Origin of the sequence: Salinirubellus litoreus, assembly GCF_037335815.1 — an archaeon.
Classification (GTDB): Archaea; Halobacteriota; Halobacteria; order Halobacteriales; family Haloarculaceae; genus Salinirubellus; species Salinirubellus litoreus.
The window spans coordinates 545,459-564,524 of the sequence record NZ_CP147842.1 but is presented as its reverse complement, the minus strand read 5'-3'; the positions used below and the strand labels follow the sequence as shown (position 1 = coordinate 564,524).

The window sequence follows — 19,066 nt, the reverse complement described above, 5'->3', positions numbered from 1 at the left end:
GACGAGTACGGCCGGACGAACTACGAGACCGTCTTCGCAGCAGGAGACTGTGCCGAGGCGACGAACGTCGTCACCGGCGAGGCCGATCACGTCCCGTTAGCACTGACGGCGAACCGCTCAGGACGGGCGATCGGCCAGACGGTCACGGGAACGCCGACGGAAGTCGGTGAAATCGCCGGCACGGCGATCGTGAAAGCGTTCGACCTCGGCGCAGCACGAACAGGGAATATCGACGAAGCGCGTGCTCGTGACGCAGGATTCGATCCGGTTTCCGTCGAGATCACAGCACCGACGCGGGCCCATTACTATCCGGGGGCAGAAGAGCTGACGGTCACGCTCGTCGCCGACCGCGAATCGGAGCGCGTTCTCGGGGCGAGCGTCGTCGGACGCGAAGGGGCGAAACGGATCGACACGATCGCGACTGCACTTCACGCGGGCCTGACCGTTAGTGAGGTAGAGAACCTCGATCTGGCATATGCGCCACCGTTCAGCCCCGTCTGGGATCCGATCGCGACCGCAGCGAAGGTACTTGCGGGCTCGCTGGAGGAGGCAGCGTGACTCCACTCGATCTCCGTGCCGACATTCCCGCTCTCGAAGATGCTGTCTATCTCAATACCGGAGCGAGTGGTCCGAGTCCGCGCCGAGTCGTCACGGCCGCCGAGACGTTCCTCGAACACCACGAATTCGAAGCGCCGGCCGCCGAAGGCATGTACACGGCTGCATTCGATGCCTACGACGATGTCCGAGCAACCGTCGCAGAATTCCTCGGAGCCGATCCCGGCGAAATCGCCCTGACCCAAAGTACGACTGACGGGATCAACCGTGTTGCCTGCGCGCTTGAGTGGACGACGGACGATGTGGTCGTCCGGACAGACCTCGAGCACCCCGCCGGGATCCTCCCCTGGCAACGACTCGAGCGCACTCGTGGGATCGACGTTCGGGTCGTCGAAGGTGACGCGGGACGGCTGGATATCGACGCCTATCGGGCGACAGTCGAGGATGCAAAACTCGTCTGCGTCAGTTCGCTCACCTGGAACTACGGGACTCGACTGCCGATCGAGACGTTGGTCGACATCGCACACGATGCCGGTGCGCTTGTGTTGGTCGATGCCGTCCAGAGCGTGGGCCAGACGTCGATCGATGTCCACGAGTGGGGCGCAGACATCGTCGCAGCCGCGGGTCATAAATGGCTTCTCGGGCCCTGGGGCGCCGGTTTTCTGTACGTGTCTGATGACGTGATCGACACACTCAATCCGCGAACCATCGGGTACCGAGGCGTCGTAACGCCAACGGACGAAACCTACGAATTCGAACCCGACGCACGACGATTCGAAATCGGCACGACAAATCCAGCTCCTTACGTCGCATTACAAACAGCCATCGAAACGCTCGATGAAATTGGTCTCGACACAGTCGAATCCCGAATCCAGCAACTGACAACTCGTCTCGTCAACGGTGTCCCGGATGACCGGCTTTTGAGTCCGACGAGTCCTGAATCCGGTCTCGTTACGATCGATGTCGACGATCCAGCGACGGCTGTCGACCGTTCCAAAGAGGCCAATATCATTATCAGGTCACTTCCGGATCCAGACGCAATCAGAGCCTCTCTCCACGTGTTTAACACCCAAGAAGATATTGGGACACTTCTTGAAGAGCTCGGCAACGCTTGGTAATCCACGTCTCTCACCGTATTATGGTCGCTGTTTGACTCAAGCGTCGTCGTTCACTGTTGTGCCTGATTAACCCCCGATGAGTATCCGGGAGATTCCAGACGATTAGGAATGGGCATCTCGGTATATGTGCACGCTCGGCGATGAACTACACGGAGGCAACAGCAATGCCAATCGAAGATCTCGCCCGAACAGAAGTCGTCAGTGCCAGCCCCGAAACATCGGTCTCCGAACTCGCCCAACAGATGCGAGACGAAAACGTGGGGAGCGTCGTCGTCACGAACGACAACAGCCCGACCGGGATCGTCACGGATCGGGACCTAACGACGCGCGTGCTTGCCGAAGAGACCACTCCGGCCGACCAGACTGCCGACGATGTCATGTCGACGGACCTGTGTACAGTCGGCCCCGACGCTGGGTTCTACGAGGCCGCACAGGCGATGAGCGAGAATGGCGTTCGTCGCCTGCCCGTCTGCGACGAGAACGACGAACTCGTGGGGATCATCACTGCCGACGATCTAACCGAACTCCTCGCCGACGAAAACCAGCAGCTGGCGTCGGTCATCCAGGCGCAACGACCCGAGTACTAAATACAAGCCCCGAACCGAAGACGGGGCTGCAAAACTGTTTTTAGAGGACCGTTGTCCCCGGTAAGATCACAGGGAAGACGTGCGAGGCGATGGCCGCAGCTTCCGGCTAGGAGATGGCATCGGACGGGTTACGGAACGTGGTGTAATAGGAAGCGATATCTACCGCACAGTGAGTACGGGAACGTCACTCATTCGGACGGTCCGTTCAGTCACGCTACCAATGAGATAGCGTTCGAGACCGGTCCGACCGTGCGTCCCCATCGTGATGAGATCGATTCCTTCGCCGTCGACGTACTCTCGGATCGCCCGATACGGAGTTCCCTGGACGACGTCCGTCACGATGTCGACGTCACGGTTCTCACATTCGTCTTCGACTGCCGCGACAGCCTGCTCACATCCCTCTTCGAGGCTATCGAGCAGATGGGGAATGCCGGGTCCAGCATCGTAGGCGCCTGCGACGGCATTAACGTCGACGACCGAGAGCGCGTGGACAGTCGCATCGAATCGTTCGGCAATAGCGATCCCGAGGTCGATCGCTGCAGTCGCAGACTCACTGCCGTCTGTCGGAATCAAGATTCGATCGTAGCTCGAGCGGTCGTCTGGTTCATGTCGGGTCGTAAGAACGGGCACGTCACTCGTTCGAACGACGCGTTCTGTCACGCTGCCGAGCAGCAATCGGTCGAGCCCAGTTCGTCCGTGGGTCCCCATCGAAACGAGGTCGATGTCATGTTCTGCGACATAGGACTGAATCGCTTCGTGAGGAATTCCGCGTTCGACTGCCGTGTGGCACGTGACCGACGATTCAGAGACGAGTTCTTCGAGACGGTCGACAGCCTCAGTGGCCTGTTGTTCGAATTGCTCTCGTTGCTCTCCAATCGTCGGGTCGAGGTCCGCCAGAGCGCTGCTGTACGACCGTTCGTCAACGACACTCAGGAGATGAATCTGGCTATCGAATGCCGTCGCGAGATCCAGCCCGTGTCGCGCCGCGGCTTCAGCCCCTTCACTACCGTCGGTTGGAACGAGTATGGTGTCGTACATTCAGGAGTGTCCTCTTGTGGTGTTCGAGCACGGTTCTCATAAAGCAATATCAAATCGTTCGAGAAACATTACTGAAAGCTGCTCACGGTTCCGTCTGTTCGATGTTCAGGGCCCCTTCTTCGGTTGTCTGTGCTTCCCGCCACCACACCAGCTCGAATTCGATGCTCTGTTTGGCCTCCGTATCGCCCTCGGCCCAATCCGACTCGCCTTCGAGTTTGAACGTGATCGGATCGACGGGATCGAGATCTACGCGTTGATTTCCGAGTTCGAGCGTTACAGCGTCGCCTCCGTCGAGCTGATCGGCTAATTGGCGGAGATACGAGGCGATTTCGACTCGGGTTTTCTGCTCTTCTGTTTCAAGCTCTCCCATGAGGAGATATATCTCAAGAAGTCGTATATACTAAGGCCGTTAATCCCGCCAGTTGAGAACTCCTACGGCAGGGGTACTCCCGCCCCTTAACCATGGGGATTCTTCTCAGCCAATTGGTGGTGAGTTGACACAGGTTCGGTCAAAGCATCAGATGATACGCATCAACGAGAGATGGCTCACCGGGCCACAAGAATGCCGACCTCAGATCGACGTTCACATACGACACATCCGACGAGCCGTTGTGTCGACATTGATTCTGGCAGGTCGGTGGCGGTCGTGTGGAGCGAGAGGTTTAGGAGGTGTCTCGGAAGCGAACGCAACTGACCGTCGTAGCCAGTTGAACGCCAGCGATGGTGACGGCGGTGAGGAAAGCAAACGGGGCGTCTTCTGTAATGACGATCTCCCGAATAAGGAGTCTCCCTCGTTCGTGGGAATCGAGACCTGACTACTTACCTGCTGCCGGAGATGCTGCAGCACAGGAGGAGCAGACGGGGATGAAAAACCAGGAAATCGCCACCTTACTCCGCGAGATTGCGGATCTCCTCGAAATCCAGGATGTCGAGTACAAGCCGCGTGCGTATCGGATGGCAGCACGGAACATCGAGTCGCTGTCCGAAGATATCGAAGACATCTACGAGCGCGGGGAACTCGAAGAGATCGAAGGCGTCGGGGAATCGATCAGTGAGAAGATCGCGGAATACCTCGAAACGGGGGAGTTGGCCTATTACGAGGATCTCAAAGCGGACCTCCCCGTTAACATCGAGGCAATCACCAGTGTAGAGGGGTTGGTCCGAAGACTGCCAAGCAGCTGTATCTGGAACTCGATGTCCAGACGCTCGAAGATCTCGAACGTTCCGCCGAGGCGGGCGAGATTGCCGACCTCGAAGGATTCGGCGAGAAATCCGAGGAGAACATCCTTGATCACATCGATCGAGCGAAGGAAAGCCAGGAGCGGATGCTCCTGGGACGCGCCTTTCCGATCGCAGAGAACGTCGAATCACGTCTCCAAGCCACCGATGCGTTCGATCAGGTGGATATCGTCGGCTCGTTCCGGCGGCGACGACCGACTGTCGGCGATATCGACATCTTGGCGACCGCGTCTGACTCGGAGACGGCGATGGAAGTCTTCTGCACCCACGACGACGTGAAGGAGGTCCTGTCTCGAGGCGAAACAAAATCGTCGGTCGTAGTTTCCGGTGACCTCCAGATGGATCTTCGCATCATCGACGAGGCCGAGCACGGCTCTGCGCTCGTCTATTTCACGGGGTCAAAAGACCACAACATCTCTCTCCGGAATCGAGCTATCGATCGTGATTGGAAGCTCAACGAGTATGGCCTGTTCGACGTAAGTGAGGTCGATGACACTGATAACAGCCAGCGTGCCGGCGAGCGCATCGCCAGTGAAACGGAGAAACGCGTCTACAACGCACTGGATCTCACGTGGATCCCACCCGAACTCCGTGAGGACACTGGCGAAATCAACGCGGCCGCAACCGGGGAACTGCCCGATTTAGTCGAACTCGACGACGTTCGTGGTGACCTACAGCTGCACACCGACTACTCCGACGGCTCCCACAGTGTCCGTGAGATGGCCGAGGCCGCAGTCGACCGGGAGTTAGAGTACATCCTCGTCACCGATCACGGCCCACACACCCCGATTCCCAGCACGCTTGATGCGGAATCGTTCGACGAACAACGGGGCGATATCGAAGTGGTGAATGACGATCTAGATATCACGATCCTTCAGGGGATCGAGGCCGAGATCACGAGCGACGGACTGGAACTCCCCGAGGAGTGGTACGAACACTGCGACCTCGTCGTTGCAGGGATGCACAGCACCCCGTCCGATCCCACCGAACAGGTGATCAGCACGTTCGAAGACTTCCCGATCGATATCTTCGCCCACCCCACCAATCGATTGATCAACGAGCGGCGACCGCTGGATCTTGACACGAAAACGGTGATGGAAGCGGCTGCTGCGGAGAATGTGGCGATCGAGATCAACGCCCAACCCGAGCGACTGGATCTCGACTGGGCGTCCGTCAAAGAGTATCGCGATACAGTTGAGTACGTCATTTGCACCGACGCGCACACGACTGGTGAACTCGAGTTCATGCATCTCGGCGTCTCACAAGCACGCAGGGGGTGGTGTGAGGCGAACAACATTCTGAATACTCGATCGCTCGATGACCTGCTGTCATTTTTCGACTCCTAACCACTCGTCGGAGTCGGGGGGATTGCGTAGGGTATGGGCCCCATCTCTCAGTCACTCCCGTCAGCCCGTGGAGAAAGGACGTCGAAGCCGTATCTAATGCACAGTCCCTTTACTCGCGATCTTTGAGCGCCTCGATTCGCTGTTCGAGGTCGTCGATGGCCTCTTCGACGCTCTGTCTCGCTTGCTCGCTCATTTCCTCGGTTTCTTAACCACATTCTCGAAGGCGTCTCTGACCCGCTGAACCGCGTCGTTGACCTCGTCGAAGTCACTCATGATTCGGTTGACCTTCGTCTGCCAGTCGGTCAGTCTAATGCAGTAGTTCTTACCGATCAAGAAGACCGATAACCAATATTTTCGATTCCTCCGGTGAAACACCGCGAAAAGCCGCGATCATTCATCAACGCTTGAGCCTTCTCGTCGAGATTCCCTATCTGTATCGCAAACTCGCTGGTGAAATTGATACACGTCAGCTCCCGACCGACGAGGACACAGAGTGGGTGGAGAGTGACTTCTCGTGGCGTCGAATCAACACGGACGACTCCTGACGATCTGTGCCGCCATATTCTGCATGGCCGGAGTCGCAACAGTTCCCACGTCAGGAACACTCACCACGGCCGGTCAGTATGCGGTCGCGACGATGACGTTCGCGGCGATCCTCTGGGTGACCGGGGCCGTTCCACTCCCGCTCACTGCGCTGTTGATCCCGATTCTCCTGACAATCTTCGGCGTCTACCCGAATTTCGGGGACACAGTCGCCGGATTCGCCGATCCGGTCATCTTCCTCCTGCTCGCGGGATTCATGCTAGCCGAGGCGCTCCAGAAGCACGCTATCGACCGACGTATCGCGTTCACGATCCTCATCCGGTTCGGAACCTCGGCTCGGGGACTCGTCCTCGGTGTCATGGTGTCGACGGCACTCCTCTCGATGATCATCTCCAACACCGCGACGGTCGCGATGATGGTGCCCATCGTTCTCGGCATCGTCGAGAGCGTCACGGACGTAGCGAAATTCGAGGACGATTCGAACGGTGACACCCCGGCCAGCTCGAACCTCCAGATCGCCATGCTGCTCGGCGTCCCGTACGCGGCGAGCCTCGGTGGTGTCGGGACGCTGGTGGGGACGCCGCCAAACGCGATCGTCGTCGGACAACTCAGCGAACTCGTCGGCATCGAGATCACCTTCGTGGAGTGGCTGGCCATCGGGATGCCGATGGTCATCGTCACGCTCCCAGTCGCGTGGGTGCTCCTGACGTACGTCACGTATCCGCCCGAATCGTTCGACGTGAGCCGGGCCCGAGAGTGGGCGAACGAGCACCGCCGTTCGATGGGATCGCTATCGTCGCCGGCACACCGAACCGTCGCGATCTTCGGGGCGACGGCGTTCCTGTGGCTGCTCGGCGGGCTCGGGTTCCTGTTCGCGGATCTGCTCCCGCATACTTGATATGTCACCCTCTTCGGCGGGACAGCGACCAGCGTGTTCGGAACGGTCGGCCACGAAGGGGTTCTGTTCTATGTCCTCGTGGGGCTTCTCGCCGTGCCTGCACTGGTCGTCAGCGGTGCAGCGGCGTGGGACGACCTGCTCCACATCGATTGGGGGACGTTATTGCTCCTCGGAGGCGGCATCTCGCTGGCGAACGCGCTGGCGGATACGAACGCCACGAGATGGCTCGCCGAAGTGACGTTCGGCCAGTTCGAGGGGAGCTCGATCGTCGTCGTTCTCCTCGTCGTCGTGGCGATGACAATCGTCGTCGGCGAGCTAGCGTCGAATACGGCGATGGCAGCGCTTCTCGCTCCGCTCCTCGTCAACATCGGCCCGGTATACGCGGCCGCGTTCGGCACGTCGTCGGAGGTCGCATCAGTGTTGCTGGCGGTGACAGGCGGGATCGCCGCCAGTTACGGGTTCGCGTTGCCGGTTGCGACACCGCCCAACGCCATCGTGTTCGGTGCCGGATACATCCGACGCGAACATATGCTTCGCGCGGGAGCATTACTTGATGGCATCGTTATCCTTCTGACAACAGGAGTGGCGTACCTGCTCATCAGACTGGTCTGGCCGGTCCTGCTGGGTTGAGTTATGGAGCTACTGAGAGACGGGAAAGCCATCATATCGACCCGGGCGTGGGTCACAGCAAGAAGAACGTAGGAATGTATAATAATAGGCAAATGGCGGCTGCCTTCCGGTCAATCCCTTCTCGCCAGTAGAACAGGGCCAACACGAGGATGGAGACGACGAGCATGTAGGTCAGCGAGGGTTGCAGTGCGGAGATGTCATCGACGACGACGTCGAAAAAGAGCGCCCCGACGCCAAGCGAGAACACCGGGTCGGTGATGTTGCTCCCGAGGATCGCTCCGACAGAAATACCGCCCCGGCCTTCGTGGGCCGCGATCCCGGCGACGACGACCTCCGGAAGGGTCGTCCCCAGGCCGGTCAGCAGACCGACGAGGAACTCCGGGATACCAACCAATCTGGCAATAGCGACACCGTTCGTGACCATCACTTGCCCACCGACGACGACCAGCAGTAACCCGCCGACGATCCACGGGTACGTCTCACGTGGCGTCCGGGGTTCCTCGATGACCTCTTCGGCGATCTCCTCGCCACCCCTGTTCGTGTACAACGTGTAGATGAACTGGAGGTAGGCAAGCATCATCAGAAACCCCTCCGAGCGACCGATGATCCCGTCGTCGAGGGTCAACAGCATGATGATCATCGCGAGTATCATCGCGCTCCCGTAGACGAGGACGTCGCGTCGTTGCGTGACGAACGGGGCGATAAACGCGACGACCGCGATGGCGAGCGTGATCTGGGCGATTTCCGAGCCGACGATGTTCCCCACCACGAGGTCGCCCGCGCCGTAGTGGGCCGCGTAGACCGACGTGACCATCTCCGGGATCGAGGTACCGATCGAGATGAGCGTGACGCCGATGAAAAACGGCGAAACGCCGTAATAGAGCGCCAGATCCCCCGCGCCGGTGACCGCCCGATCAGCCCCAATGACGAGGGCTGCCAAGCCGCCCAGAAACAGTAGCGCCTCCACCAGCATTACCGATCGTCCCCTCTTGAGGAGTGGTAATATGTTCCCGTGGCATACGTCTCGTGGAGGGTTCGTCCTCCGCGGAGACGAACTAGAGTTCGTGGAGTCGTCATCGCAAGCGCCGTCTGCGATCTATTGGAACTATTACTCCCCCGTGAAGAGCGTGTCCCCGTCGCTGGCGAGCGCGTGTCATGCAGGGAGATAGGGGAAGACACACCTGAATTCTTGCTGTACTGATTCATTTCAGTCACCAGTAAATACTTCGTGGCGGCCATCGATCGATAGTTCGACCCGAATATTGTCGGGAACCGTCTGCCGCGTCCGGGTCACTCGGATCAAAAGCGTCGTAATTACTCTGTCCTCGGAATACGGGGGTTCATCCTCGAGAGACGCGATCACCGTGAGGTTCACGGTGCTCTCGGAGACGTCCGGTACACGGACCCGCATTGAGGAGTTGATGCCCCCGATCTGGACGACTCCAAGGTACTGTCTCCGGAAGTCAGTCCGCTCAATGAATTCCCGAGCATTGGTTTCCATGAGCCCATGCGGGTCGAAGGCGTTCGTCGCGGTCTCGTCCTCGACGAGGGCGGCGTAGAACTGCATCGATTGCTCGTCTTGGAGACCAGGACCGTACACTGCACCGTCGTCGATCTCGTGCGTTTGGTACGGCGGACCGCCTGATGATGGGGAGATCAGACACCCTGCGAGCGCACCGCCCAGAACGCTCGCCCCCGTGGTGAGCAGCGTCCGTCGGGGAACCGCTCCGGTGGGGATATCTCCGAGAAGTCGAAACAGTTCTACAGTGCGCATTTTCTTCCGTCATGCAACTTTACCCCTCGCCCAACGAAGGGTAACGTTGTAATTACCCCCAACTGGGAACTATCCATTCGCAAGACAGCTCGGTACCGGATGCAACAGTAGATTGACCATGACGGTGATCACCCATCTGTGGGGATAAGACACTCCCCTAACGCCAATAGCACCGCGTCCAGAATCACAGATCAATTGGTTCCGAATGTGACAACGCCGCTAATGGATGATACACGATCCTCGAGCCACGTCGCCGTAGCGGCGTTATCTTGGCGACGATATCCGGGAGGGACTAGATGACGACCCCAAAAGGACCGGGAGCGAGCGGGTCGGCAGTACCGACGCTACGTCGTGATTTGGGGCTCGTCGAGGTTGTTGTCTACGGTGTCGGACTCATCCTCGGCGCGGGTATCTACGCCATCTTGGGCGAGGCAACTGCCGTGGCCGGCGAGGCGGTCCCGTTCTCGTTTCTCCTGGCGGCGGTCATCGCCTCGTTCACCGGTCTGAGCTACGCCGAACTCGCGTCACGATTTCCGAAAGGTGAGGGCGATTATGTCTACGTCCGCGAGGCCATCCAGAGCAAGCGTCTCGCGGAGATAGCGGCGTTTCTCCGAGTCTTCGTCGGAGCCGTCTCGGCAGCAGCCGTGGCGCTTGCCTTCGCGGGATACCTCACGTCGTTCCTCCGGACGCCGGCCGTCGCCGTCGCCGTGGCTCTGGTGGTGGCCGCCTCAGCCGTCAACTTCTGGGGGATCGAAACCTCGGCGAAACTCAACTTGCTGTTCACGGTCGCTGAAGTGGCCGGGTTGGCACTGGTCATCTGGGTCGGGGGGAGGATCCTGGGGGACCGTCGCGCCGTTCGAGGTGCCGTACGGCGTTACTGGCGTGTTCGAGGCAACGTTCTTCGTATTCTTCGCCTACCTCGGGTTCGGCTCAATCGTTAACGTCGCCGAGGAAACGGAAGACCCCACACGAACCATCCCGCGAGCCATCCTCATCGCTATCGGCATCACGACGGTCCTCTACGTACTCGTCGCTGTCTCTGCGGTGGCCGTCGTCGACTGGCGGGCCCTCGGTGCGTCGGCGTCGCCGCTCGCGCTGGTCGCGGAGGTCGGTGGCGGGCCGGTACTCGGAACGCTCGTGGCGGCCATTGCGTTAACCTCGACGGCGAACACGGTCCTCATCCTGCTGGTCTCGACATCCCGTCTACTCTACGGCGTTTCAAAGTCGGAGTATCGGTCGTTCCCGACGGTATTCTCGCGAATTCACCGTACCCGTCGGACGCCGTACTTGGCGGTCGCTCTGGTCGGCGGTCTCACGGTTCCGTTCGTCCTGATTGGAGACCTCGGAGCCGTGGCTGGGCTGGCTAACGCAGCACTGCTCATCGTTTTCGTTCTGGTGAACGGGGCACTGTTGAAGCTGCGGTTTGACGCCCCACGCGTACGGGACGGGTTTACTGCCCCGCTCACCGTCGGACGGCTCTCGATTACCGCTCTCTTAGGGCTTGTCACCTCTCTCGGGCTTCTCGTCATCTTTCTCGGGGATCTGATGTAGATAAAGGTCCGTTCACGGAGGGGTCAGTCCGTGAACCTACCGCGCCGTTTTTCGAATTTTCCGACACCCTACGTTCCGTAGCTCTTTGATTTCGATGATATCTGATCGAATCCGGCTGCACTTGGTGGTCGCGAAAGCAGGATTCTCTCCCCATCAACCCGCGATTCGACCGAGTCACTAGAGTAGATTGCCCGCGGCCATGAACACATCTTCAACAGTAGACGCGGTCCAGTACTGGACTATTGCTACTACATGGTAGCCTTGATTCCGACGAAGGACCCGTCACCATACCCTTTGTCAACCGGTTCGGGCTCGTCAATATCGTCGGGCCAGTGGTAGATGGTCTGCACGAACTCGAACTCCGAGAACCCCGCAGCGTCAAGCGTATCGACGAGTTCGTCGGTCGAGACGAACACGGCCTCGTGATAGAACGGGTTCTCCGACTTCTTCTCCTGATAGATCTGACCGACGGGGCTGTCCTTGTCGATATAGCCGATGACGAGCGATCCGTCCGGGCGCAGCACTCGCTGGGCTTCAGCCAGTGTCTGGGGGATGTCGTCGACGAAGCAGATCGTCGTGACGATCAGCGCAGTGTCGAATGTCCTGTTTCTGAACGGGAGGGATTCGGCGACGCCTTTGACCACGTCGATCCCTCGCTCGCGAGCGCGAACCAGCATGTCGCCAGCAGGATCAAGTCCTACCTGCATCCCGAGCGGGACAGCGAACCGAGCGCTGCCGACGCCGACCTCGATACCGAATCCCGGCTGTGCGACCAGTCGCTGGAGCGCCTCGACTTCGGACTGATAGGCGGCTTCGTGTGTGTCGAACCAGCCTTCGTATCGCTCGGTGTATCGTTCGAAGGGTTCGGACTTGGGCATGGTAGTCGTTCACGCGTGGTTCCCTTACGAGTACTGGAGATCGCTCGATGCAGTCTGGGTCTGTGGGAGAGGTCTCTCAGATCAATCGTACCCCAGAACGAAGGAATCCCCTACGGATCCATCGGCGGTCAAGTAAGGCGGCGCCCGATTCGAATGGGTCAAACTCGTGCTGTGCGAGAATTCGCTCCCCGATCGCGGAAACGAACAGGACAGCCGAAAACGCCCTCAGAAGGATATCTCGCACTCGGCTAGACAAGTCGTAGAGGCATCCAGACCGAGTCCGCTGATGAGTTACAAGATTATAGTGAGGGCGATACTACCAGTCTCACCGATACACGTAGCTCCTGCCAACGGACGCTTTTTAACCTATTCCACGCAATCACTCACGTATGCGAGGATTTCGGATCGGTTCGGCGTTCGGGATCCCGATCAGGCTCAACTGGACCTTTCTGATCGTCCTGCCCCTGTTCGCTGCGTTCATCGCCTGGGACATCACTGAATTGGTACTCGTAATCAACGAGACATTTACCACAACGATCGACTCCGAGCAACTGACAAGCGGATATCTTCCGTGGATACTTGGACTGGCATCAGCTCTGGGCCTCTTTGCTGGCGTGCTCCTACACGAATTCGGCCACTCGCTGGTCGCACTGCGGTACGGGTACGAGATCGATTCGATTACCCTCTGGTTGCTCGGCGGCGTGGCGAGCTTCACCGAATTCCCTGAAGACTGGCAGCACGAGCTGGTGATTGCTATCGCCGGGCCAATCGTGAGTGTCCTCATCGGCATTGGCTCCTACGTCGCGTTCGTCTCACTACCGTCGAGTCTGAACCCCGCCCGCTTCGTCTTCGGCTATCTCACCATTCTCAACATCGTGCTCGCTGCGTTCAACCTCCTCCCCGGCTTTCCGATGGACGGGGGACGTATCCTCCGGGCGATTCTCGCTCGCAATCAGCCACACGCTCGGGCGACACAACAGGCAGCTTCCGTCGGAAAAGTGTTCGCGTTCATGTTGGGCCTGCTCGGCTTGTTCACCAATCTGTTTCTCGTCTTGTTGGCGTTCTTCATCTACATCGCCGCATCCGGTGAAGCGCAACAGATCTCGGTCAAAGCGGCCTTCGAAGGCGTCACCGTCGAGGACGTGATGACCCACAAAGAGGATCTTGAGACGGTTACCGGGGACACCTCAATCACCGACCTCGTTGCGCGGATGTTTAATGAACGGCATATCGGATATCCGGTGGTACGAAACGGTGATCTCATCGGAATGGTGACACTGGATGATGCGGGCGCTATCGAAGAGGTCGAACGAGACGCCTTCCGGGTCGAGGACGTGATGTCAACCGACATCAAGACGATTGCCCCCGATGCCGACGCGATGGAGGCGTTTCAGCAAATGCAGCAGAACGGCGTCGGTCGCCTGCCTGTCGTCGACGAAACCGGGAACCTCGTCGGGATCATCTCCCGGACAGATTTGATGCGGGCATTCAACGTGATCCAGAAAGGTGGTCTCCCACGGTCTGTTAGTCAGTCTGAGGCCGAAATCAGCAGTGTGTGAAATCCTGCAGCATACATCGAGCATTGTCGCCGGCACCTGCTGCAAACCCTGATGTGCCGGAGACATTATACCAGTCGCATTTCGGTCGGGTAGATAGAATTTGTCCGATACCACGCATTACAGCCCCGATACCCCAACTGTAGTTCCACTCCCCAAAGCGCTCAGTAGTTGAGGCCGCGTCTCGTAATGTGTGAGTTTTTCAGGATCTGTGGGTCCAGCTCGAGGCCGAAGCTGCGACCGATTGCGATAGAGAGTAGTGGTCCTCTCTGTGGCGGCTATATGTGTGGGTATTCGGCTACAGTTTATTTCTTCGTACCGTGAGCACGGGGATTGGAGAGTGGCGGACCACACGTTCAGCGACACTTCCCATCACGAAACGATCAACACCTGTCCGACCCCGGGTTTCCATCACAATAAGATCGATCCCATGAGTCGTACTCTACTCGAGAGTCTCTTGATGTGGAATTCCTTCAACAACCTCCGTGACGACAGAGAGGCTGGCTTGAGTTCCAGCCACCTCGAGTTCTCGCACTGCCTCTCGCCCTTCGCGCCGGAGCGATTCGATAAGCGGACCGGATCGCGACACTCGCGTATCGACCACGTACAAGGCATGAACCGTGGTCGCGGACTGTTGTGGGATTTCAAGTCCGTGTTCGATAGCTACCTGCGCTCCCTGGCTTCCATCCGTGGGGATCAGGATATCGAAGTACATGCTGTCTCCTAGGTCCGGTGAGAGATCAAGCCCCGTTCTACGGGAATCACCACGTAGAGTTTCCTGACTCCACTACGAATGAACAGATATGACCGTGGAAGAGGCATTCCGAGCGATCGATGACACCGTCCAAGAGGAGTTCGATCTTGAGACACGCCGTCAGGCGAAACAGAAGGAGGGGTCCCGTCGGAACGTGTACGAGAAGTCCCTACGAGAAGTCAACTGAGAGGTTACCCGATCTCGAGCTCGCCGCCGTCATCACCGTCTTCGGGCCATTCGAGTTCGAACTCGATACTCAACTCTTTCGGGCCGTTCGTCGGGCCTTCTCGTTCGGCTTTTACTTCGAAGGTGGGCTGTGTGGGGCTCAAGCGTCACCGAGTCACCACCACCCTGGAGTGTGATCGGTTCACCGGCGCTGAGGGTATCGACGACCGTCTGGAGGTACGATGCGATCTGTTCTCGACTCTGGCGCTGCTCAGACTTGAAGAGCACTTCCTCTGGCATACCAGAGGGTCTACGTTCCGTGAGAGGGAAAAGAGATGGGTCACTGTAGGTGTTCAAGCGAGAGCTGTCGAGATAGGGGATGCAAGTGTGGCTGCAGTCAGATTGGCTTGCCTGCAGACTTTTCTCGTTTCGCGGTCTGATGTGTAGTCATGTCACGACAAATCCTCGTACCCGTGGACGGATCGCCGAAGTCTCTGGAGGGGCTGGAGTACGCGGTAACGACGTACCCCGAGGACCGGGTCACGGTTCTTTCTGTGATGACGCCACACGGCGCATGGAACGACGGCGATAAATCGCTCTCACAAGCCCAATTCGAGAACTGGTACGACGAAGCTCGGGAGGAAACCGACGACATACTCGACGAGGCACGGGAGGTGGCCTCCGATCATGGTGCGGAGATAACCACTGAGGTAGCCGTGGGCGAACCATGGCGGGCTATCGTCGAGTACGCCGAGGAGAACGACATCGATCACATCATTATGGGGAGCCACGGGAGAGACGACGATTCGCCACTTCCCTTGGGGAGTGTCGCCGAGACGGTCATGCGGCGGTCGCCCGTCCTCGTCTCAATTATCCGGTAGGGGTTCGTCCGGAGGTGAGTGGTTCGTCGACCGTAGAGTTGCGGGTTCGCGCTTCACCACTCATCTGTATCGTATTGGATAGTTCTCCGAGCGCCTGCAAGATGGAGGGCGCGAGTCGGTCACGGCGTACTCCCACCGGCTACGGTGCAACACCGACGGTCAACAACGTCCCCCACGTCCGATAGCGATCGACCATCGCTTCGCGCGTCTCCCACTCGTCGGTCGGGAACTGGTCTTCGGGAGGGATTCGATCTCCTCGTCCGGAATCGTGTCCTGTACAGCGACGCTCAATCCGGCCTCGCGGAACAGCGTTCGATACTCTTGTTGACTCCACAGGTACATCGGCGGATCGATTCGCTCCCGCCACTGGTGGGACTGTTCGGATTCCTCGAAGAAGTTCACCGCACAGAAGACCGTCCCACCGGGGCGGAGCACCCGCCGGATCTCCTCGAGCATCGTGACCGGTTCGTGCGCGAAGAAGAACGCCTCCATGCTCCAGACGTGGTCGATACTGTCGTCTGTGAACGGAAGGTGATGGAAGTCGCCGACCGTGTAACCGATAGAGTCGGCCTGAGTGTACTCGCGTGCGTTGGTCGCCATCTCCGGACTTCCGTCGAGACCCACACCCCGGTCGAGTTCGTGGATCTCGCTGAGCGCCCGAAGCGCATACCCCGAACCGGTGCCGAGATCGAGAACGGTGTCGCCCGCCTCGACGGGCATCATCGCCAGGGCTTGCTTTGCCGTGTGCCAGTGGTCATCCTCCATGTCGCGATCTCTCCCCGACGCGGCCCACTGGTCGAATTCCTGTTGAATGGTCATCATTCCCGGTTCCCGTCTTCGAAACTCGTCACCGTTGCTCAAGTGCTTCCCACGGACGACCCGGTTCCCGGGACATCGGCACCCCTAATCGTGTCCACGGAGTGTTCATTCCGATTGGCGAGCCAGCACGATCAACGCGGTACTCGCTTCAGTAGCGAGCGGCGAGATGTCCTGATCGCCCTCGAAGCGAGCGACGTCACCCGTTTCTATGTCATGGCTCTCCGAGCCGAGCTGGAGTTCAATAGCTCCGTCGATGACGTAGAAGACGATCTCCCTGTCAGGATGCCGATGTGGTTCGACCCGTTCGCCCGCTTCGAGGGTGAGTCGAATCGTCTTCGGTTCGGACTCGGGGAAGAGCTGTGCGTGCGGCGCTCCCGGACCCTCGTGAACGTTTTCGACGGTCGTCATCGTTTGATCATCCCGTTTCGGGGGTGTTTCGACCGGTCCACTTGGAACTACTGTCCTGCAGAGGAATCTGGTTCCACATCGGTAGTCACCCCCGGACGGCACTCACGATGGACCAAATCGCGATCAGGGCGATGACGGCTGGCACGTGCGCGATCGCGAGTAGCGGGAGCGTCCACATCCCGAGGTCAAGCGCACTCCCGACTGTTCGGACTCCGCTTCCCAACAGTGGGAGCGACACGAGTGCACCGACGGTAACGCCGCCACGGACTGGAACCGACTGTTCGTCGAGGTGCGCTCTGATATGCCTGATGTGATCGCGGATCATGTTTTAGGACCACCTAAACTAGTATAGCTGAGTCGAGAGGAGACGACTAAAAAAGTATTCCTCTCTGTCCAGCACCAGTATGGCTCTGACGAACGTAGGCCCGCTCCTTTTCCGATTGCATATGCTAATGGAAGCCAACGAGACACGGTGATTCTCGATGGATCAGCACGGAACACGTCAACACAGGAGAGTCCACACCGTCGAAGAGAATTGCATGGAGTAACGGATGAAAGAAGAAACGGTCCTCGTTATCATCCTGGGGTTGTTTCTGCTCCTTCTGTTTCTCGTCGGGATTGCGAGCGAGGCAGTTGCGGCAGCGATCCTTCCGGTGATCCGTTGAGAGGAGAGGATGTGGTCGAGGTTACCGTAGAAAAGGACGAGACCGATTGTCAATCCTTGATCCGGGGTCGGGAGTACGCTGCCATCAAACGAACCGATCTTGCGGAGTGCCGGGCGACTGTCCCCCGGCTGCAGAGTGTGGACAGGTCGTTACCGTGGATGCTCTGTTTCAGGAGCGTCGTCGAACCCGTCCTGTTCACACTGCTCAGCGCGCAGTCCCAGCCTCTTGTTTTCCGGTCACTTCATCGGGCGCGAGTCGGAAGAATCGGAACTCCAACGTGAGTGGATGGCTGTCGTACACGTCGACGAACGGGATGGTGACTCGCTCCATCGCATCAGCGACAGCTGGATCAAGGGCCGATTTCGTTATCTCTTCCAGCCTCCCCGTGGCGATGACGCTCCGCCAGCCGCTGTCCGTCTGGTCATACGTGACGAACGAAACCACCCTGTCTTCGTCTACAATATCTGCCTTCCCAGCGTCGTCGGGGCCAACGGCAAACCGGAAGTAGAAATGCCCTGTCTCTGCGTCGTATCCATACGAAACCGGACGGGAATACGGCGGTTCATCGCCCGGGGTATCGAACGAGATGATACCCGTTCCACCGCGGCCTAAAAATTCGTTCCGTTCGCCCTCACTCAACCGTACCGAGCGGACGTCTTCCATACGAGTACTTCGAATTGGGATGCCAAAAGATGTGGCCCCACACTCCAAACGCTATCGGACTTGTGGGTTTGCTATCAGGGGTTCTATTCAGGAATCGGGGGTGACATCTGATCCGGGTTCGCGAACCCACATTACCGGGACCGGAGATGTCCGGACGAGTTTGGCGCTGACACCACCCATGACGTATCTGCTGAAATCGGTTTGTCCGTGTGTCCCTAAAATTGCGAGTTCGATTTCGTTCTCGTCGATGTAGTTGCGGATCACGTTCGAGGGTTCACCGTGCTCAATTACGCTGGTGACTGCTTCAACTGACGCTTCCTCCACCGTCTCGGCGGCCTCAGCCATGATCTCGTTCGCTCGGCCAGTCAATTCGTTCTCTTTCAGGGCGGAACGAGCATCGGGCCCGAGGTTTCCCGTCTCGACGACGTGAAGCAGATGGAGCGTTGCCCCAGTCGCTCTCGCGACATCGATCCCTTCTGTCAGCGCGAGTTCGGCGCCACGGCTCCCATCCGTCGGGACGAGAACGCGCTGGGATGGGTACGCGAGTGGCCGATCTCGATCCGGATTGACCGCGATGACGGGCACCGCAGCAGTGTTGATGACGCGTTCGGTGACACTCCCGAGGAGGAACCGTTGAATCCCGCGGCGTCCGTGCGTCGGCATGACGATACAGTCGATATCCGACTGTTCGCTGTAGTCGACGATCGTTCTGTACGGGTCGCCCTGGAGGACCTCAGAAACGACGGCCACATCTCTGCTCTCGCACGTTGCGCCGCTTCGTCCACAATCTCCTGCCCTTCTTCTTCAAGAACATCGATGACTTTCCCACGAATGGTCGTGAGGTTGTCTCGACCGGTGTCCGCGACATTGAGGACGTGAATTGTGGCCTCGTGTTCGGACGCGATTTGGAGTGCGTACTCCAGAACTGACTCTGCGGGATCACTTCCGTCCGTCGGGAACAGGATGTGGGTATACATAATGGACGCAATTTTTGAAGT

Annotated in this window: 14 protein-coding genes and 9 pseudogenes; 11 read left to right on the top strand and 12 right to left on the bottom strand. The window is 58.7% G+C overall.

Translation table 11 applies throughout. The features are described from left to right. The 3 genes and pseudogenes from WDJ58_RS25710 to WDJ58_RS25700 all read left to right on the top strand — a co-directional run. A pseudogene (locus WDJ58_RS25710) lies at positions 1-558 on the top strand (pyridine nucleotide-disulfide oxidoreductase); the annotation flags it as partial. Beyond that, positions 555-1,673, top strand: coding sequence for an aminotransferase class V-fold PLP-dependent enzyme (locus WDJ58_RS25705; protein ID WP_338917970.1), 1,119 nt, complete (start codon positions 555-557; stop codon positions 1,671-1,673). The pseudogene WDJ58_RS25710 and the gene WDJ58_RS25705, both read left to right, overlap by 4 nt. A gap of 164 nt (positions 1,674-1,837) precedes the next feature. Continuing rightward, positions 1,838-2,260 carry a CBS domain-containing protein gene (locus tag WDJ58_RS25700; protein WP_338918388.1) on the top strand — a complete coding sequence of 141 codons (423 nt, stop codon included), beginning with the start codon at positions 1,838-1,840 and terminating at the stop codon, positions 2,258-2,260. Positions 2,261-2,419: 159 nt separating this feature from the next. Here WDJ58_RS25700 and WDJ58_RS25695 read toward each other — a convergent pair whose 3' ends face one another. Further along, positions 2,420-3,298 (bottom strand): universal stress protein, encoded by an 879-nt coding sequence (locus WDJ58_RS25695; RefSeq protein ID WP_338917969.1) that lies wholly within the window; start codon positions 3,296-3,298, stop codon positions 2,420-2,422. An 82-nt stretch (positions 3,299-3,380) separates the two neighbouring features. Then, the gene (locus WDJ58_RS25690) at positions 3,381-3,668 is read right to left on the bottom strand and encodes an amphi-Trp domain-containing protein (protein WP_338917968.1); all 288 of its coding nucleotides are present in this window, start codon (positions 3,666-3,668) and stop codon (positions 3,381-3,383) included. A 350-nt stretch (positions 3,669-4,018) separates the two neighbouring features. Here WDJ58_RS25690 and WDJ58_RS25685 point away from each other — a divergent pair. The 4 genes and pseudogenes from WDJ58_RS25685 to WDJ58_RS25670 form a co-directional block, all read left to right on the top strand. Further along, positions 4,019-4,315: pseudogene (locus WDJ58_RS25685) on the top strand (hypothetical protein); the annotation flags it as partial. Positions 4,316-4,476: 161 nt separating this feature from the next. Beyond that, a pseudogene (locus WDJ58_RS25680) lies at positions 4,477-4,536 on the top strand (hypothetical protein); the annotation flags it as partial. Positions 4,537-4,698: 162 nt separating this feature from the next. Beyond that, a complete protein-coding gene (locus WDJ58_RS25675; RefSeq protein WP_338918377.1) occupies positions 4,699-5,883 on the top strand; it encodes a PHP domain-containing protein in 1,185 nt (394 codons plus the stop codon). Positions 5,884-6,397: 514 nt separating this feature from the next. Continuing rightward, positions 6,398-7,954, top strand: a pseudogene (locus tag WDJ58_RS25670) (SLC13 family permease). A gap of 52 nt (positions 7,955-8,006) precedes the next feature. Here the strand turns inward: WDJ58_RS25670 and WDJ58_RS25665 are convergent. Together WDJ58_RS25665 and WDJ58_RS25660 are read right to left on the bottom strand one after the other, a co-directional pair. Continuing rightward, complete coding sequence (locus WDJ58_RS25665; RefSeq protein WP_338917966.1) at positions 8,007-8,927, bottom strand: sodium:calcium antiporter; 921 nt, start codon at positions 8,925-8,927, stop codon at positions 8,007-8,009. Positions 8,928-9,161: 234 nt separating this feature from the next. Further along, a complete protein-coding gene (locus WDJ58_RS25660) occupies positions 9,162-9,521 on the bottom strand; it encodes a hypothetical protein (protein ID WP_338917965.1) in 360 nt (119 codons plus the stop codon). Positions 9,522-10,096: 575 nt separating this feature from the next. On the opposite strand from WDJ58_RS25660, the pseudogene WDJ58_RS26495 reads away from it, so the two are divergent. After that, a pseudogene (locus tag WDJ58_RS26495) lies at positions 10,097-11,279 on the top strand (APC family permease); the annotation flags it as partial. Between the two features lie 248 nt (positions 11,280-11,527). On the opposite strand, the gene WDJ58_RS25645 reads toward WDJ58_RS26495, so the two are convergent. After that, positions 11,528-12,157 (bottom strand): class I SAM-dependent methyltransferase, encoded by a 630-nt coding sequence (locus tag WDJ58_RS25645; protein ID WP_338917962.1) that lies wholly within the window; start codon positions 12,155-12,157, stop codon positions 11,528-11,530. Between the two features lie 389 nt (positions 12,158-12,546). Here WDJ58_RS25645 and WDJ58_RS25640 point away from each other — a divergent pair, with 389 nt between their 5' ends. Continuing rightward, positions 12,547-13,716, top strand: a complete 1,170-nt coding sequence (locus WDJ58_RS25640; RefSeq protein ID WP_338917961.1) for a CBS domain-containing protein — start codon at positions 12,547-12,549, stop codon at positions 13,714-13,716. Between the two features lie 295 nt (positions 13,717-14,011). Here WDJ58_RS25640 and WDJ58_RS25635 read toward each other — a convergent pair. After that, positions 14,012-14,428, bottom strand: a pseudogene (locus WDJ58_RS25635) (universal stress protein). Positions 14,429-14,516: 88 nt separating this feature from the next. On the opposite strand from WDJ58_RS25635, the gene WDJ58_RS25630 reads away from it, so the two are divergent. After that, positions 14,517-14,654, top strand: coding sequence for a hypothetical protein (locus WDJ58_RS25630; protein WP_338917959.1), 138 nt, complete (start codon positions 14,517-14,519; stop codon positions 14,652-14,654). Positions 14,655-14,658: 4 nt separating this feature from the next. On the opposite strand, the pseudogene WDJ58_RS25625 reads toward WDJ58_RS25630, so the two are convergent. Continuing rightward, positions 14,659-14,932, bottom strand: a pseudogene (locus WDJ58_RS25625) (amphi-Trp domain-containing protein). Positions 14,933-15,081: 149 nt separating this feature from the next. On the opposite strand from WDJ58_RS25625, the gene WDJ58_RS25620 reads away from it, so the two are divergent. Next, entirely contained in the window at positions 15,082-15,513 is a 432-nt protein-coding gene (locus tag WDJ58_RS25620) for a universal stress protein (protein ID WP_338917957.1), read from the top strand. A gap of 139 nt (positions 15,514-15,652) precedes the next feature. Here the strand turns inward: WDJ58_RS25620 and WDJ58_RS25615 are convergent. The 5 genes and pseudogenes from WDJ58_RS25615 to WDJ58_RS25595 all read right to left on the bottom strand — a co-directional run bounded on the left by WDJ58_RS25615 (position 15,653) and on the right by WDJ58_RS25595 (position 19,045). Further along, positions 15,653-16,332: pseudogene (locus WDJ58_RS25615) on the bottom strand (class I SAM-dependent methyltransferase). A 105-nt stretch (positions 16,333-16,437) separates the two neighbouring features. After that, a complete protein-coding gene (locus WDJ58_RS25610) occupies positions 16,438-16,740 on the bottom strand; it encodes a cupin domain-containing protein (RefSeq protein WP_338917956.1) in 303 nt (100 codons plus the stop codon). A gap of 85 nt (positions 16,741-16,825) precedes the next feature. Further along, on the bottom strand, positions 16,826-17,065 hold the full coding sequence (locus WDJ58_RS25605) for a hypothetical protein (RefSeq protein WP_338917955.1): 240 nt from the start codon (positions 17,063-17,065) through the stop codon (positions 16,826-16,828). 544 nt (positions 17,066-17,609) lie between these two features. Beyond that, a complete protein-coding gene (locus tag WDJ58_RS25600) occupies positions 17,610-18,068 on the bottom strand; it encodes a pyridoxamine 5'-phosphate oxidase family protein (protein ID WP_338917954.1) in 459 nt (152 codons plus the stop codon). A gap of 87 nt (positions 18,069-18,155) precedes the next feature. Further along, positions 18,156-19,045: pseudogene (locus tag WDJ58_RS25595) on the bottom strand (universal stress protein). Positions 19,046-19,066 lie beyond the last annotated feature (21 nt).